Origin of the sequence: Saccharopolyspora spinosa NRRL 18395, from assembly GCF_000194155.1 — a bacterium.
GTDB lineage: Bacteria > Actinomycetota > Actinomycetes > Mycobacteriales > Pseudonocardiaceae > Saccharopolyspora > Saccharopolyspora spinosa.
This window is the reverse complement of sequence record NZ_GL877881.1, coordinates 212,611-227,516: the sequence shown is the minus strand read 5'-3', so window position 1 is coordinate 227,516 and position 14,906 is coordinate 212,611. Positions and strand designations below refer to the sequence as shown.

At 65.8% G+C, this 14,906-nt stretch carries 8 protein-coding genes and 3 pseudogenes; 8 read left to right on the top strand and 3 right to left on the bottom strand.

Annotation, left to right across the window (positions count from 1 at the left end):
* Positions 1-3: 3 nt before the first annotated feature.
* Positions 4-6,393, top strand: coding sequence for a type I polyketide synthase (locus tag SSPN_RS0134390; RefSeq protein ID WP_010313974.1), 6,390 nt, complete (start codon positions 4-6; stop codon positions 6,391-6,393).
* 742 nt (positions 6,394-7,135) lie between these two features.
* Here the strand turns inward: SSPN_RS0134390 and SSPN_RS0134380 are convergent.
* Positions 7,136-7,753 (bottom strand): helix-turn-helix transcriptional regulator, encoded by a 618-nt coding sequence (locus tag SSPN_RS0134380; protein WP_029536016.1) that lies wholly within the window; start codon positions 7,751-7,753, stop codon positions 7,136-7,138.
* A 675-nt stretch (positions 7,754-8,428) separates the two neighbouring features.
* On the opposite strand from SSPN_RS0134380, the gene SSPN_RS0134375 reads away from it, so the two are divergent.
* Both SSPN_RS0134375 and SSPN_RS63090 read left to right on the top strand, forming a co-directional pair.
* On the top strand, positions 8,429-8,770 hold the full coding sequence (locus SSPN_RS0134375; protein ID WP_010313968.1) for a hypothetical protein: 342 nt from the start codon (positions 8,429-8,431) through the stop codon (positions 8,768-8,770).
* Positions 8,734-8,835: pseudogene (locus SSPN_RS63090) on the top strand (IS5/IS1182 family transposase); the annotation flags it as partial. The gene SSPN_RS0134375 and the pseudogene SSPN_RS63090, both read left to right, overlap by 37 nt.
* 1,497 nt (positions 8,836-10,332) lie before the next feature.
* Here SSPN_RS63090 and SSPN_RS57235 read toward each other — a convergent pair.
* On the bottom strand, positions 10,333-10,587 hold the full coding sequence (locus tag SSPN_RS57235; protein WP_010313964.1) for a hypothetical protein: 255 nt from the start codon (positions 10,585-10,587) through the stop codon (positions 10,333-10,335).
* Between the two features lie 93 nt (positions 10,588-10,680).
* On the opposite strand from SSPN_RS57235, the gene SSPN_RS0134365 reads away from it, so the two are divergent.
* Complete coding sequence (locus tag SSPN_RS0134365; RefSeq protein ID WP_237710897.1) at positions 10,681-10,995, top strand: hypothetical protein; 315 nt, start codon at positions 10,681-10,683, stop codon at positions 10,993-10,995.
* A 432-nt stretch (positions 10,996-11,427) separates the two neighbouring features.
* Complete coding sequence (locus SSPN_RS58000; RefSeq protein WP_029536014.1) at positions 11,428-11,988, top strand: hypothetical protein; 561 nt, start codon at positions 11,428-11,430, stop codon at positions 11,986-11,988.
* On the opposite strand, the pseudogene SSPN_RS52735 reads toward SSPN_RS58000, so the two are convergent.
* Positions 11,913-12,339: pseudogene (locus SSPN_RS52735) on the bottom strand (transposase); the annotation flags it as partial. The gene SSPN_RS58000 and the pseudogene SSPN_RS52735 overlap by 76 nt on opposite strands.
* A gap of 812 nt (positions 12,340-13,151) precedes the next feature.
* Here SSPN_RS52735 and SSPN_RS60900 point away from each other — a divergent pair.
* The 3 genes and pseudogenes from SSPN_RS60900 to SSPN_RS0134330 all read left to right on the top strand — a co-directional run.
* Positions 13,152-13,715, top strand: coding sequence for a hypothetical protein (locus tag SSPN_RS60900; RefSeq protein ID WP_420188569.1), 564 nt, complete (start codon positions 13,152-13,154; stop codon positions 13,713-13,715).
* Positions 13,716-13,893: 178 nt separating this feature from the next.
* Complete coding sequence (locus tag SSPN_RS0134335) at positions 13,894-14,274, top strand: hypothetical protein (RefSeq protein ID WP_029536013.1); 381 nt, start codon at positions 13,894-13,896, stop codon at positions 14,272-14,274.
* 299 nt (positions 14,275-14,573) lie between these two features.
* Positions 14,574-14,906, top strand: a pseudogene (locus SSPN_RS0134330) (hypothetical protein); the annotation flags it as partial.

Genomic DNA, 14,906 nt, shown 5'->3' with positions numbered 1-14,906 from the left:
GGCGTGTTCGAGCCGATCGCCATCGTCGGTCGTGGGTGCGTACTACCGGGCGCACTTGACCCGGATGTGTTCTGGGACAACGTTATCGAACGCCGTGTCAGTCTCACCCGGGTTCCCGAAGGCCGCTGGAGACTGTCGGCCGGCGACGTGCCAATTGGCATCAGTAGTGACGTCGGCGGGTATGTCTCCCGCTTCGCCGATGTCTTCGATCCCGGTGGGTTACAGGTCGATGCCGCGCGGATCGACGTGCTGGACGAGTCGTATCGCTGGGTACTGCACGGTGCGCGTCAAGCGCTGGGGGAAGCAGGCGTCGACCAGCCCCACGAACGCGCCGGACTGGTGCTCGGCAATCTGTCGCTGCCCACGGACGGCATGGTGCGTTTTGCCGAGAGCGTGTGGTTGTCCGACCAGACGCCCGCTGTCCGGGCGGTTTTGTCCGGCCTGCTCGATGGGCCCGAACCCAGCGCGCTGAACAGGTTTTCCTCCGGTGTCCCGGCGCATTTCGCGGCGGCCGCGCTCGGCTTGGGTGCGGGCGCGTTCGCGTTGGACGCGGCGTGCGCTTCGTCCCTCTACGCGATCAAGTTGGCGTGCGATCGCCTGCACGATGGCACGGCGGATCTCATGGTGGCGGGCGCGGTCAACCGGACCGACGATCTCGCGATCCACCAGGCGTTCAGTGCGCTGTCCGCACTGAGCCCTACTGGACGCAGCCGTCCCTTTCACCGCGATGCCGACGGTCTGGTCCCGGCCGAAGGTGCGGCCTTCGTCGCCCTGATGAGGTTGTCCGACGCCCTCGCCGCGGGCGTTCGGATTCGTGGCGTGATTCGCGGTGTAGGACTGTCCAACGACGGACGGTCGAAGGGCATCCTGGTGCCCACCGAGGAGGGCCAGGTTCGCGCGCTCCAGCAGGCCTATTCCGACGCTGACATCCCGCCTGAGTCGGTGTCGCTTCTCGAGTGCCACGCGACCGGTACCAGCCTCGGCGATGCGGTCGAGGTTCGCAGCACATCGCGGGCCTTCGCCGGGGCGCGGGATCTGCCGATCGGTTCGGCGAAGTCGAACACCGGCCACCTCATCACGGCCGCAGGAGCCGCCGGTGTGCTGAAGGTGCTTGCCGCGATGGACGCCGGCATTCGCCCTCCAACGCTCGGAGCCGACGAGCCGATCGAAGCGCTGCGTCACACCCCACTGCGCCTGCTGCACGAAGCCGAAGCATGGGAAGGCCACCGCCGCGCCGGAATTAGCGCGTTCGGCTTCGGCGGCAACAACGCCCACCTGGTCCTCGAACAATGGACAGGCGACAACGTCGTCGTGGGTGCGAAGACCGCCTCCAACCGGTCTTCGCACTCGCGACCCGATGAGGTCGCGATCGTCGCGATCGGCGCGCGAGTCGCCGACTGCGCGGACTTCGACGAGTTCCGCGATGCTCTACTTCGTGGGATCCCTCGCCTGGGCCGTGCCGTCGACTACGCGGTCGCTGTCCCGCAACTTCGCGTGCCACCAGCGGACCTGCAGAAGTCGCTGGGTCAGCAGGTGTCGATTCTGGAAGCCGCCCGCGAGGCGGTGCGCGATGTCAGTCTGGTTCGGGATCGGACGATGGTGCTGATCGGCATGGGTTGCGATGCCGAGGTGGCCCGCTATCCGACCCGCACACGCGTGGCGAGCAACCTCAGCGAATCGGAGCAACGCGAGCAGTATCCGAACGCTTTCGCGCCGGTACTCGACGCTCCCGCGGTCGTCGGCACGATGCCGAACGTCGTGGCGAACCGGATCAATGCCCAGTTGGACCTTGCCGGACCGAGCTTCACCGTTTCGGCGGAGGAAGCATCCGGTCTGGTGGCGCTCGAAATCGGCGAGCGAGCCTTGCGCTCGCGGGAGGCCGATGCGGTGTTGGTCGGTGCCGTCGACCTCTCCCACGAGCAGGTCCACCGCAAAGCTCTCGCAGACCTGAACATCGACGTCCCACCCGGCGATGCAGCCGTCGTGCTGGTCCTCAAACGCCTCGACGACGCGCGCCGGGACGGCGACGACGTACTCGCTGTCCTCACGGCCCCCCAGCCGGACGTTGGCCTCGTCGTGGGTGACGGTGCAATTTCAATGGAAATTAGGGATCCGATTTCCATTGAAATTGCGAACCAGCAGAATCAGGTGGCTCATCTATCCAGCGAATCCTTTGACCCCGCCGAGGTTTTCGGGGTGCCGCATGCGGCCAAGGGGTTGCTTGCTGTGGCGTGTGCCGCCGTGGCCGTGCGGCATGGGGCGATACCGCGTGTCGACCAGCCGGCCGATCCGTCCGTTGGCAGTCGGAGCGCGGCTGTGGCGGTGTCGACGCTGGGGGCGCAGGAGCGACATCTCGGACTCCGTGCTGACTCCGTGGATTCGTGGATCGCCGATGGGGGCGGCAGACTGCACGTGTTTTCCGGCGCCGATGCAGCCGCTGCCCTCGCATCCGCGCGAGCGGGCCGGGAGGCCGACCTGGGCCCGGCGCGACTGGTCGTCCTGGCCGCCGACCATACTCAGCTACAAGATCGGATCGGGGCCGCCGAACGCTGGCTGGCCGGGCAGGGCCTCCAGCCGGAAGGGGTGGCGTTCCGGGCCGAACCGATTGTGGGCGAAACAGCATTCGTGTTCTCCAATGGTTCCGCCAGCTACCCACGGATGGGGCGAGAGGTCATGCTCGCACTGCCGGATATCCGGCAACGAGTCGAACAGCGTTGTGGGTCGCTGACCGAACTGATCGGATGGGCGTTCGCCGGGACGGCGCCTCGTGCGTTGGACCAGATTTGGGGTGCGTCGGTACTCGGTCAGCTGCACACGGAGATCACGCGGGGCTTGCTCGGCGTGAAACCCACCGCGGTCATCGGCTATTCCTCGGGGGAATCCAGCGCACTGGTCGCGATGGGCGCATGGCGCGACGTACCGCGCCTGGTTGCGGAGGTCGAGGACTCCGTGGTGTTGACCAGCGCGCTCGCCGGGGAGTTCGCCGCTGTTCGCCGGGTGTGGCGGCGGAACGGCGTTACGGGCGAGAAATGGGCCGCCTACATCGTCAGCGCATCAGCGGAAGCCGTCCGCGAGGCCGTCGCCGACGAACCGGCCGTGCACCTGATGGCGATGAACACGCCCGGGGTGAGCGTTCTCGGCGGTGAATCCGAGGGTTGCCAGCGTGCGCTGCGGCGGCTGGGACAACCGAACGCACTGCCGCTCGACTACGACATCGCCGCGCACGTCCCGGAGGTCAACGAGGTACGGCACCAGTATCGGGAGTTGCACCGCAGGCCCACCTTCGACCTGCCGGACCTGCGCTTTTACTCCTGCGCCACCACCGAGCCGTACGTGGTGACCGAGCAGAATGCCGCGGCTGCGGTGACCGCCCAGGCGGTCGGCACAATCGATTTCATCGGGACCGTCGAGCGGGCGTGGCGCGACGGGGTCCGGGTGTTCATCGAGCACGGGCCGCGTGGACTGTGCACAGGATGGATTCAACGCATTCTCGGCGACCGCGAACATGTGGCCGTAGCCCTGGATTCGGCTGACGGCCGGAGTCTGCGCCAGCTCACACGCGCGGTCGCGGAATTGGTCGCAGCGGGTGTCATCGTCGACCACGAACGGCTCCTCGGCGCGCTGGCGACCGGTCGGCCCGCGCCACGCCCCGTGGTCGAGGCCTTCGCCACCGCGGCACATCCACCGCCGATCGTGCTACCGGAACCGCACCCGGAGCAGCGAATGCATCCGGCACCGGTGCTTCCTCCAGTGGGCGAGCTGTTGGCACCGGTCCCGGATCCGGCCGGCGAGCCGCCACTGCCAGTCCAGGCTCCGGCACCCGCCCAGACTCCGGTAGGGAGGGCGACACTCCACGCGGACGGCGAATGGCACCGCATCGTCGCTTCGACGCACCAGGAGTTCCTCGAAAGCCATGCCCAGGTACATCAGCAATACCTCGCCCTGCTCGAAAAATCACGCATGGTCCTGATGAGCCGACCCGGTACGCCCGGTCGGAACGAGGTGCAGGGCACCGTTGACCAGGTACGTTGCTCAGAGGCGCCCTTGACCCAGCACCCGACCGGGCAGTTGAGCGGCCCAATTTTCGGTCGGGAGCAGCTTGTGCAGTTGGCGAGTGGGCGGATTTCGGAGATGTTCGGGCCCGAGTTCCGGGCGCAGGACGGGTTTCGGCGTCAGGTCCGGATGCCCCAGCCTCCGATGCTGCTGGCCGACCGGGTGACCGGGATCGATGCGCCGCGCGGGCGGTTGGGGACCGGCACGATCTGGACCCAGACCGACGTGACCGCCGATGCGTGGTATCTCGATCCGACCGGGCGCATGCCAGCCGGTCTGATGATCGAGGCAGGACAGGCGGACTTGCTCCTGATCAGCTGGATGGGGGTGGATCTGCTCAACCGCGGCGAACGCGTGTACCGGCTGCTGGGCTGCGAGCTGACTTTTCACGGCAGCCCACCCGCGCCCGGTGAGACGCTCGACTTCGACATCCACATCGACGGGCACGGCGACCACGGTGGCACGCGCCTTTTCTTCTTTCACTACGACTGCCGGGTCGACGGCGAACTCAGGCTGAGCGTGCGGGGCGGCCAGGCGGGGTTCTTCAGCGACCACGAGCTTGCCGACACCAGCGGCGTCCTGTGGGATCCGGCCGACGAGACCCCGGAACCCGCTCGATGGCTCGACGAACCGCAGGTGTTGTGCTCGGCGCGCAGCTTCTCCGCCGAGCAGGTCGCCGCATTCGCGGCTGGGCGGCCGGACGACTGCTTCGGCACGGAATGGCTGTGCACCCAGGCGCACGTCCGCACGCCGCGCATCGCTGACGGAAAGATGCTGCTGCTGCGCGAGGTCACCGAGTTCGATCCGGCTGGCGGTCCGTGGAAACGCGGTTATCTGCGGGCGGAAACACCGGTCTCCGCCGACGACTGGTTCTTCGAAGGCCACTTCAAGAACGACCCGTGCATGCCCGGCACCCTGATGTACGAAGGCTGCCTGCAGGCAATGGCCTTCTACCTTGCGGCACTCGGGCACACCGTGGACGCCGACGGCTGGCGGTTCGAGCCGGTGACCGGCGAGCCGGTGGCCATGCGCTGCCGTGGCCAGGTGACCCCGGACAGCCGGTCGATCACCTACGAAGTTTTCGTCACCGAAGTTTCGGCGGGCCCGGTACCGACCCTGACCGCCGATGTGCTGTGCACGGTGGACGGGGTCAAGGCGTTCCACGCGAGGCGAGTCGGGCTGCGCCTGGTGCCGGATTGGCCGCTGGCGACCTTGGTTCCCTCTCCGGATGCCGAAGTCGGCAGCGGCATCTTCGGCCGTTCCGGGCTTCTCGCATCGGCCTGGGGCAAGCCGACCGATGCGTTCGGCCCCGCGTTCGCCCCGTTCGATGGCGTGCGGCGTTCGGCGCGGTTGCCGGGGCCGCCGTACCACTTCATCTCGCGGATCGTCTCGGTCGACGTGCCGCAGGGCGCGATGACCGCAGGCGGTCACGCTGTCGCCGAATACGACCTGCCGGTGGATGCCTGGTACTGGGCGGAGAACGGGTATCCGGTGATGCCGTTGGCGGTGTTGATGGAAGTGGCGCTGCAGCCGTGCGGGTGGTTCGCCTCCTACACGGGATGCACGCTGTCGTCCGAAGAGGACCTTCTATTCCGCAATCTGGACGGCAGCGCCACTGTTCTCGGCGAGGTGGACCAGTCGGTGCAGACGCTACGCACCACGGTCACCCTGCTGGACATTTCCCGGTATTACGGCACGATCATCGTCTCCTTCGCTGTGGACGTCGAGGCCGATGGGCAACGGTTGCTGCATGCTTCGAGCGTGTTCGGGTTCTTTCCCGCACAAGCATTCGCCGAGCAAGTCGGCCTGCCCTCCACGAGAGGCGAGCGACTATCCGGCGACTCGTGTCGGGAGCTGGTTCCCTGCGACGGGCACGGCTCGCTGCGACTGGCCGGTCCGATGCTGCTGGTGCTGGATCGCATCACCGGATACTGGCCCGACGGCGGCAAGGCCGGGCTCGGCCGAGTGGTGGCGGAGAAGGACGTCCGGCCCGGCGAGTGGTATTTCAAGGCCCACTTCTTCCAGGACCCCGTGCAACCGGGCTCGCTGGGGGTGGAAGCGATGTGCCAGCTGCTGAGGTTCTACCTGATCGACCGTGGGCTGGGCGACGGCCTGACCGACCCGCGGTTTTCGTTGGTGACCGATCGGCCGCTGACCTGGAAGTACCGGGGACAGGTCACGCCGGCCAACCAAACAGTGACAGTCGAGCTGGACGTGCTGGAACTCGGCGAGGACCCCGACGGCCGCTTCGCGGTGGCCGACGCTTCGCTGTGGGTCGACGGCGTTCGCATCTACCACGTTCCGGAACTCGCGCTGCGCGTCGTTGAGCAGAACCCGTGAGTCCTTGGGCGTTCTTATAACTGAACCCAGAAGATGCACGGCTTACGGGCCGGCTCCGAGTCTTGGCGCCGGAGCGAGACCGATGCCCATTCTCGGCTGTTTCTCGCTTGGCCGGACCCGTCGATTTCGCCTGGGACGGCCTAGTGTTCTGCCGGCCGAAAGCCAATCAGGTCACCATACGTTTGATCGTCCGTCGGGGCCACGATCTGGCTAAGCACGCCAGGCGGGCGGGGCGATGAGCGAGGTGGTTTGGCGTCGCCCGTTGTGGCGTGCCGGCTAACTCGGCGAGTCCGTCGTGGCCTGCGGCGTGAGCGGCGTCCGATGCACCGCGGTCGGCGCTTGCGTACCACAAGCGCCGACCTTCGGGCCATATCCGTGGACAGCACGGTGCGTGCGCACCATTAAAGCCAGTTCTGCTTGCTCCCGCGCGTGGCCGGGCGGCCTGCTGCCCAATCCACGCGGGTCGCATCGTCGCTCGCCTAGCTACCGGCGGGCCTCGCCGTCACACCTGGTGCAACCGGCTCGGTGCGGTCAACACCAGCTGGCGGCCGACGAACGTGATCGTGAGCTCGCGGTCGCAGCCCTGCTCGTCACTGTAGGGAAGCACGCGGCGAGTCGTTCTCGCGGGAAGAGTGTCCCTGATGGGCCCCTAGTTCTCCTCCTGCGCTACGGCCTTGCGACGCTTATTTCGGAGCCTGCCGCCGCCGGGACGAAATCGGCATTGCCCTTATCCGCGTACCCATCAGATCGCTCCGGCCCTCATCGCAAAGGCCACCGCGTGTGGCCGGTTGCGCAGGTTGAGGCGACTGGTCATACCGTAGATGACGTTCTTGACCGTCCGTTCCGAATAGCACAACTTCTGCGCGATCTCCGCGGTGTCCAGCCCGCCGGCCATCAAGCGCAGCACGTCGGCTTCGCGGTTGGTCAGCCCGGAAGCGTTCAAACCCTTCGGCGTCAGCACCTCGCGCTGCAGGTGGTCGACCTGCTTCAGCAACTCGCCCAGCAGGTCGGGCGGCATTACGGCGCCGCCTTTGGCCGCGGCGATCACGCTGTTGATCAGTCGCGTCCCGGTCGCGGCGGTCCGCGGCAAGACTGCCACCACGCGGGCTTCGACCACCCTGAGCACATTGGACGGATCGAGTTCATTCGTCACCAGCACACGAGGAACCGGCACCTCTTGTGCCGACTGTCGCAGATCAGCCAACACCTTCGCGCTGACGGGATCCGCAGCGAATACGATCACGTCGGCTTCAGCTGGGCTCGGCACAAGGATTAACTCCGACCGCGACTTCAGGTAACTCGTCAGGCCGGCCACGGTGATCGGGTCTGCTGCCTGCACAGCCACTCGCACTTGGTCCATCAGGATCTCCCACACGCTCCGTGACGATGTGGTCCCAGTGTGCGAAGGCAGTCTTCACGAATTCTCTACGTCGTCTCCACGCCGCCTATAGAACCGAAACAGCCTGCTCAGGGCTCTTGTGCCGCTAGGGCAAAACGCCTCCGCCCATCCGATAAACGGGCAATCCAGACATTATGGAGCAGGCTCGCGTGTTCCTTGCCCAACGTATGGCACCGTCGGGCATGCTCATGGGCATCCGCGATCTCGGACTCCGGCCGCCGCTGCACCGCGTGCCCGGCTTCGGCTGGCAGGTCGATCCTCGTCGGGGATTCCCTCTTTGTTTTGGCGCTGTCAACCAACCATGCCTGAAACTCGTGCCGATAGTGGCCGTCGCAAGGAGAACTGACCTTTCGTGTAACCTTTTTTGCCCCCGTTTCAGCCCAAGACGGGCTACGGCGAGACGCCCGTCACAGCTACCTTGGCGGGTAGGCGGATCTTCGTTGCCCGGAATGTGAGGTCCCGCAGCCGTGCCTGCATCCACCTTGCCGACTGTCGGCGGGTTCTGGGAGGCTTCCTGGCGAGGACGGACCCCTCTATTGCCGGAGATGTCGGGATGGACGTCAAGCCGACGTCACCGCCTCACCTGGTGCTCATCGGATCGCTGGATAGTCGCCCCATGAAGATGCACGCGCCGTCATGGGTGGAGTTGCACTGTTCTCGACCGCCTTCGGCCTAGACGTGAAACTGCGCGATTACGCGCGCATCCGTACCGCGAATTACCGGCTCGACCGCAAACCTGAGCGTGTCATCGAGCTCACGAAACATGTCCCTGCGGGCGCGCTCCGCCTGGGCGTTGGCGCCGAACTCGCTCTCGAAGAGGCGCCATCGGCTCTGAACAACGGCGTGGAGGTCACCGGGTCTGCGTGGCTAAACATTGCTGAGGGTGTGTTGACCCCCGCGCTCGCGGATCTCCGCCAAAAGGGCACGACCGTCCACCGGTCTCCGGCATCACCCCGAAACTGGCTGGTCGAAGGGTGATGGCCGACGGCGGCTACTGCGGCAACCCTGACGTGATCGCGTTTTACCAGAAACGACTCACGGGCCCGGTGGTCGGCTCCGAGCCTTGGAGCCGGAGAGAGACCGATGCCCCTTTTCTTCTATTGGCAGGGTTAAGGGGGCACACTTCCGGTGGAATGTCGTGTTTTGCTGGCAGTGTCGCTCTGATGTCGCGGGTGCGACGCCGAACGCGCGCATGACGAGAATCCGTGAGGGGCGATGTTTGGCTAGGAACGTTGGTTTCTGCTGGCGGCCCCACGGCGGGTTCCGGAGGCCGTGGACGAGGTTTCTTGGCTGGATTTGCCAAGCTCGCTCAAGACGAATCGTCCAGGTGGGGCCGGAGACGTTCACTTGTATGACCGCTGCGTCGGGCGTCGGGCATTCATACCAAGTTCAGGAGCGCGGCACGGATCGATTCGACACCCCACCACAGGCCCACCTTGTGGAGGTCCTGGTGTTCTGCAATGAACTCCGCGATCAGCGATGTGACCGGTCGATCCCGGCCGCGAAGAAAACCGATGCCGCCTTGAGAATCGCGTTGTCACGCCCTAGTTACGCGTTCTCTCGGTGCAGCCGTTGCAACTCCGCAGACTCTTCAGAGGCTATACGCGCACGCGCCCTGGTGTCGATCTCGCTTTGGCGAACCTATCTGCGCACCGTCTCGGCTGTCCCAATGGCCAGCAGATCGGCCACTGCACCGGGAGGGACGGTTTCGCTGGTTTCCTTGGTGAGTACAGCGACGACCACGGGGTGGGTTCGGTCGGGCTGTCCGGCGAGGGCACTTTCGGTGACCCGTCTCCGGAAGCTGCGGTGTGGCCGGGTGCCGGGCGTGTGGTGGGGTTTGGGGATCGGTTTGTGCGGGGGGTGAATCAGGCCGGTTATTTGTCTGGTGATGCGCGTTTTCGGGTGAATTGGGGTGGATCTGCTGGATGCGCAGAAGGGGGAGGTCGCCGAGGCCGCTGATGTCCTGGCTGCGGCCGGGGTGTGGGTGATTCCGATGTCGGGGGCGGAAGCGGCTGCGGAGGTGGTATTGCCGCCCAGTGGTTCTGGGTTGCGGCGCGAGGGCTGGGGGGCTGGGCTGCCGGTGACGGGTCCGAAGCGTCGGGGTGGTGAGTCCGGGCCGGTGGCGAGGAGAGCCGGCACGAAGGGCAGGAAGAGGACGCAGGGGGAGGCTGGCCAGGGTTCGCGGGGGGTTAAGCGGCGGAAGGTGGACGCATCCGCTGCTGTTGGGCCGCAAGAACCCGCTGCTGTTGGGGGTGTTTCCGGGGGAGTTGGCGGGGCGGGGGCCGTTGACTGAGGAGCTGGCGGCGGAGCTGGCGGAGCTCCGGTCGATGGTAGCGAAGTGGAAGCAGCAGAAGGCGGGAAATAACGAGAGGTGTCGTCAAGGGAGAAGGGCTGCTGTCGATCGGGTTGCGGAGTTGGAGGAGTTGGCGGGGCGGGGGGAGTTGACTGAGGAGCTGGCGGCTGAGCTGGCGGAGCTCCGGTCGAAGGTGGCGCGGCGGAAGCAGCAGAAGACGGAAGATTATGAAAGGTATCGCCAGGGGTTAAAGGCTGCTGTCGATCGGGTCGCGGAGTTGGAGGAGTTGGCGGCGCAGGGACCGCTGACTGAGGAGCAGGAGGCGGATCCACGTCGCCGCTTCCAGGTGGCTGGGCGCATTGCCCGCCCGGTTGAGCAGGAACAGCACCTCCCGGGTGTTGGCCAACGTGACCAGCAGCGGGGCGTAGCCCCAGATCCCCTTATAGGAGATGTCAGTGATGATGTTCGTGGTGACGTTGCGGGTGGGTCTGACCCGACTCACGACTGACGTCTCGGCTGTCCTGTTTGGGATTTGTCGGCCCGCCGGGCGTCACCACGCACGCGGCCGGACGGGCGTTTGTGACTTCATAGGAGCTTGGCCAAGAAGCCCCGTCGTGCGGTGTGGGAGGAGGGGGAGGGGGCGGGGCGGCTGACTGTGGAGCAGGAGGTGGAGTTGGCGGAACCCCGGTCGAAGGTCGCGGGGCGGAAGCAGGACCAGGACGTGACGGAGACCGGGGTGGGGGTGTCGGGGTGGACTGAGACTGATCTGGACGACTGGGACGGGTGGTCAGCTGATGTCGATCTGGATGCGTGGCTTGATTGGGCGGTGGCGGATGTAGGTGGGGTGCAGGTGCCCCAGGGCGCGGCGGATGCCGGGGTGATCAGGAGTTGGAGGGGCGGGGGGAGTTGACTGAGGAGCAGGCGGGGGAGCTGGCGGAGCTTCAGCCGAAGGTGGCGCAGCAGAAACAGCAATCGAAGGAAAGGCGCGCGAAGTATCGCCAGGGGCAAAGGGCTGCTGCTGATCGGGTTGTGGTGTTGGAGGAGTTGGAGTGTCCGGGGCGCATGGTGTGGATGTGCCTGGGAACCGGCCGCTGGGGGTGCATGCCTCGCAGACACCGGACTCACCAGCGGTGACCCCAGATGCTTCTGGTGTGCCCGCGGATGCCGCGCTGCCGGAGACTGGCAGATCCGGTTCTGTCATGGACTCCGATGGTGGTGTGCCCGCAGGGCAGCCGACGCCGAGTGGGAGTCCCGGCCGCGATGGGGATTCCCATGTGGACTCCGTCGCCGGACATGGGGATTCGCATCGTCTTGATGTTGCTGCGGCGTCGTCGGATTCGCGATGGTGCGCGGGGTCGGTGATGATCCAGCGCTGGACGTTATTTCTCGGGTTAGTTCGGTAAAGCGGGCGTTCGCGGATGCGGGTCGGGCGTTGCGGCAGTTGGCTGACGAGCAAGGTCATGGTGTCGTGGACGGTTTGTACGCTGCTGCGGATGAGGTTTTGGGGTCTCTTAAGGAGTCGCAGCCGTTCCGGGATGTGATGGCATACGAGTTGATGACGGCCCCCCGGGATGATCAGCCGTTGCCGGAGTTGCGGTGGAAACTGGTCCGTTATCTGGCTGGTGACCTGGGTGGCGGTGCGGACTCGAGTACTGCCGACGACCTGCTTTCCGCCACGGTGGCTCCGGAGCCTGAAAACAAGACTTCTGAAGCACAGCAGGTGCTATGGCGGCGGGTGGCGGTTGGCAAGGTGCTTAGTGGTTTGAGGGACGATGCTGCTGTCGAACGGTTGCTGCGAGACGAGGCACGTGCGGAGGGGCTCCTTGTGAGGGCCTTCTTCCAGCGGTTGGACCAGCGCTTGCGGCCCGTTCCGGTGGGATCAAGACTCATGATTGCGAGATAGACGCACTTCAAGGCAGCCTGCTCGCTGGGGAAGTGGCCGCGAGCGTTCACCGCGCGGCGGATGCGCGCGTTGATGCTCTCGATGGCGTTGGTCGTGCAGATGATCGTGCGAATCTCCGGTGTCGAACTGCAAAAACGGCACGAACTCCGCCCACGCGTTGGTCCACAGCCGCACGATCGCCGGGTACCGGGCCTCCCACTTCTCGCTGAACTCGGCGAACCGGTCCAGCGCCGCTTGCTCCGAGGGCGCGGTGTAGACCGGCTTGAGGTCCTTGGCGATCGCGCTCCAGTCCTTACGGGAGGCATAACGGAAACTGTGGCGCAGCAAGTGAACGATGCACGTCTGCACGATCGTCTACACGGCACAATCCGATGACACGGCACACGCCGGGCCCGGTTTCTCTCCCGTCACACACGATCTGCACGACACGCTGGACCGTGCGCACAAGGACCTCCCCAGGGACGCCCGTTCCGGGACTGACGACGTCGGACTGACTGCACCGCTGCCGTTTCTGCATGTCGATGGACCGGCACGGGCGGAGATCTGGATCCAGCCGGGCGGCGACGGGGTGAAGCCGGTACCGGACACGATCCAGGAACGACGTCCGAAACGAGACGGCGCGCGACGGCGTCTGTCCTGGCCTGGTAGTAGGCCTCCCGGTGACACCGCCCCCACCACCGCATCGGGTTCCTCCAACGTGACCTCACGGGCTTCCCGGGAAGCCCGTGAGTGTACGCTGCTGCGGATGAGGTTTTGGGGTCTCTTAAGGAGTCGCAGCCGTTCCGGGATGTGATGGCACACGAGTTGATGACGAGCCCGCCGAACCTGCGGGATCAGCAGGTGCAGGAGTTGCGGGGGAAACTGGTCCGTTACCTGGCTGGTGACCTGAGTGGCGGTGCGGACTCGAGTTCCGCTGACAACTTGCTTTCTGCCACGGTGACCGCGGTGGTGTTGGAGGAGTTGGCGGAGCAGGGGCCGCTGACTGAGGAGCAGGCGGCGGAGCTTGCGGCGCTCCACCGGAAGGTGGCGAAGAAGAAAGAGCAAGGGAGGGCAGGTAGAGCGAAGCATTACCAGGGGAAAAGGGCCGAAGCCGATCGCAGCAAAAAAAGGAAAGGAGCGCGAAGGAGTACCAAACAAGAAAGGCTGTTGCCGATCGGGTTGTGGTGTTGGAGGAGTTGGAGGGGCAGGGGCCGTTGACTGTGGAGCAGGCGGCGGAGCTGGCGGAGTTCCAGTCGAAGGTGGCGCGGTGGAAACAGCAACAGAAGGAAAAGAACGCGAAGCGGTACCAAAAAAGAAAGGCTGTTGCCGGTCGGGTTGTGGTGTTGGAGGAGTTGGCGGGGCAGGGGGAGTTGACTGTGGAGCAGGAGGCGGAGCTGGCGGAACTCCAGCCGAAGGTGGCGCAACAGAAGCAGCAGAAGACGGAAGATGATGCGAGGTATCACCGGGCGATAAGGGCTGTTGCCGATCGGGTTGAGGAGTTGGAGGAGTTGGCGGGGCAGGGGGAGTTGACTGAGGAGCAGGAGGCGGAGCTGGCGGAGCTCCAGCCGAGCGGAACCAGTGGGGATGGTGGTGTTGCCGTCCAGTGGTTCTGGGTTGCGCAGCCAGGGCTGGGGATCCGGGTTGCCCACCGAGGTGGCGGGGCCGAAGCGTCAGCCCGGTGCGTTCGGGTCGGCGGCCGGGAAAACCGGCCCGAAAGGCACGAAGAGGACACAGGCGGAGACCGGTGAGAGTTCCGGGGGGGCGAAGCGGCGGAAGGTGCTGCCGCCCGTGTTACGGTGTTGGAGGAGTTGGCGGAGCAGGGGCCGCTGACTGAGGAGCAGGCGGCGGAGCTTGCGGCGCTCCGGCCGAAGGCGGCGCAGCGGGTGCGGAGGAAACATGACCGGGCGGTGATGGAGACCGGGGTGGGTGGGGCCCGCGTTCCTGGGACAGGATGCCGGAGCGGATGATTTCGCCGGCTTCCTCCCCGACTACCACAACTGGGCGGATCCCGTTGGGTTGTTCGGAGCCGAAGGGCCTGACAGGGGACCTTTCGGTGACCCGTTTGCGGGGGATGCGGTGTGGCCGAATGCGGTGGGTGCGGTAGGGGAGTTTGGGGATCGGTTTGTGCGGGGGGTGAATCAGGCCGGTTATTTGTCTGGTGATGCGCGTTTCGATGCTGCGGGTGCCAGCGATGCTGGGTCGGTTGCCGGGGGTTTTGATTTCGCCGATTTCCTCTCCGACTATCACGACTGGGAGGGTTCCGTTGAGTTGTTTGAGGGTGAAGGCCCTGACAGGCCTTTTCGGTGAGCCGTTTCCGTGGGAGGGGCTGTCAAGTTTTCGGTGTAACTGTTGATTTCGGTTCTATCGGCGTCCGGCGGACAGGCGTCCGTCGAAGGTGATCTCGAAGGCGTTGAGGGACTGGGTGGCGGAGTTGGCGGAGCTTCGGCCGAAGGCGCAGCAGTGGCAGAAAAAGAAGGAAGCGGACGCGGATCGGTACCGGGCCGGAAAGGCTGCTGCCGAAAGGATTGCGGGGCCGGAGGGAGTATCGGGGTGGACTGGGGCTGATCAGAACGACTTGGACGCGTGGTCGGCTGACGTCGATCTGGATGCGAAAGGCTGCTGCCGCCAGGGTGGCGGAGTTGGAGGCGTTGGCGGAGCGGGGGCCGCTGACTGAGGAGCACGCGGTGGAGTTGGCGGCGCTTCGCCCGAACGCGCAGCAGTGGCAGAATAAGAAAGATGGGGACGCGATGCGGTCCCGGGCGAAAAAGGTTGCTGTCGCCAGGGTGGCGGAGTTGGAGGCGTTGGCGGAGCGGGGGCCGCTGACTGAGGAGCACGCGGTGGAGTTGGCGGCGCTTCGCCCGAACGCGCAGCAGTGGCAGAATAAGAAAGATGGGGACGCGATGCGGTCCCGGGCGAAAAAGGTTGCTGTCGCCAGGGTG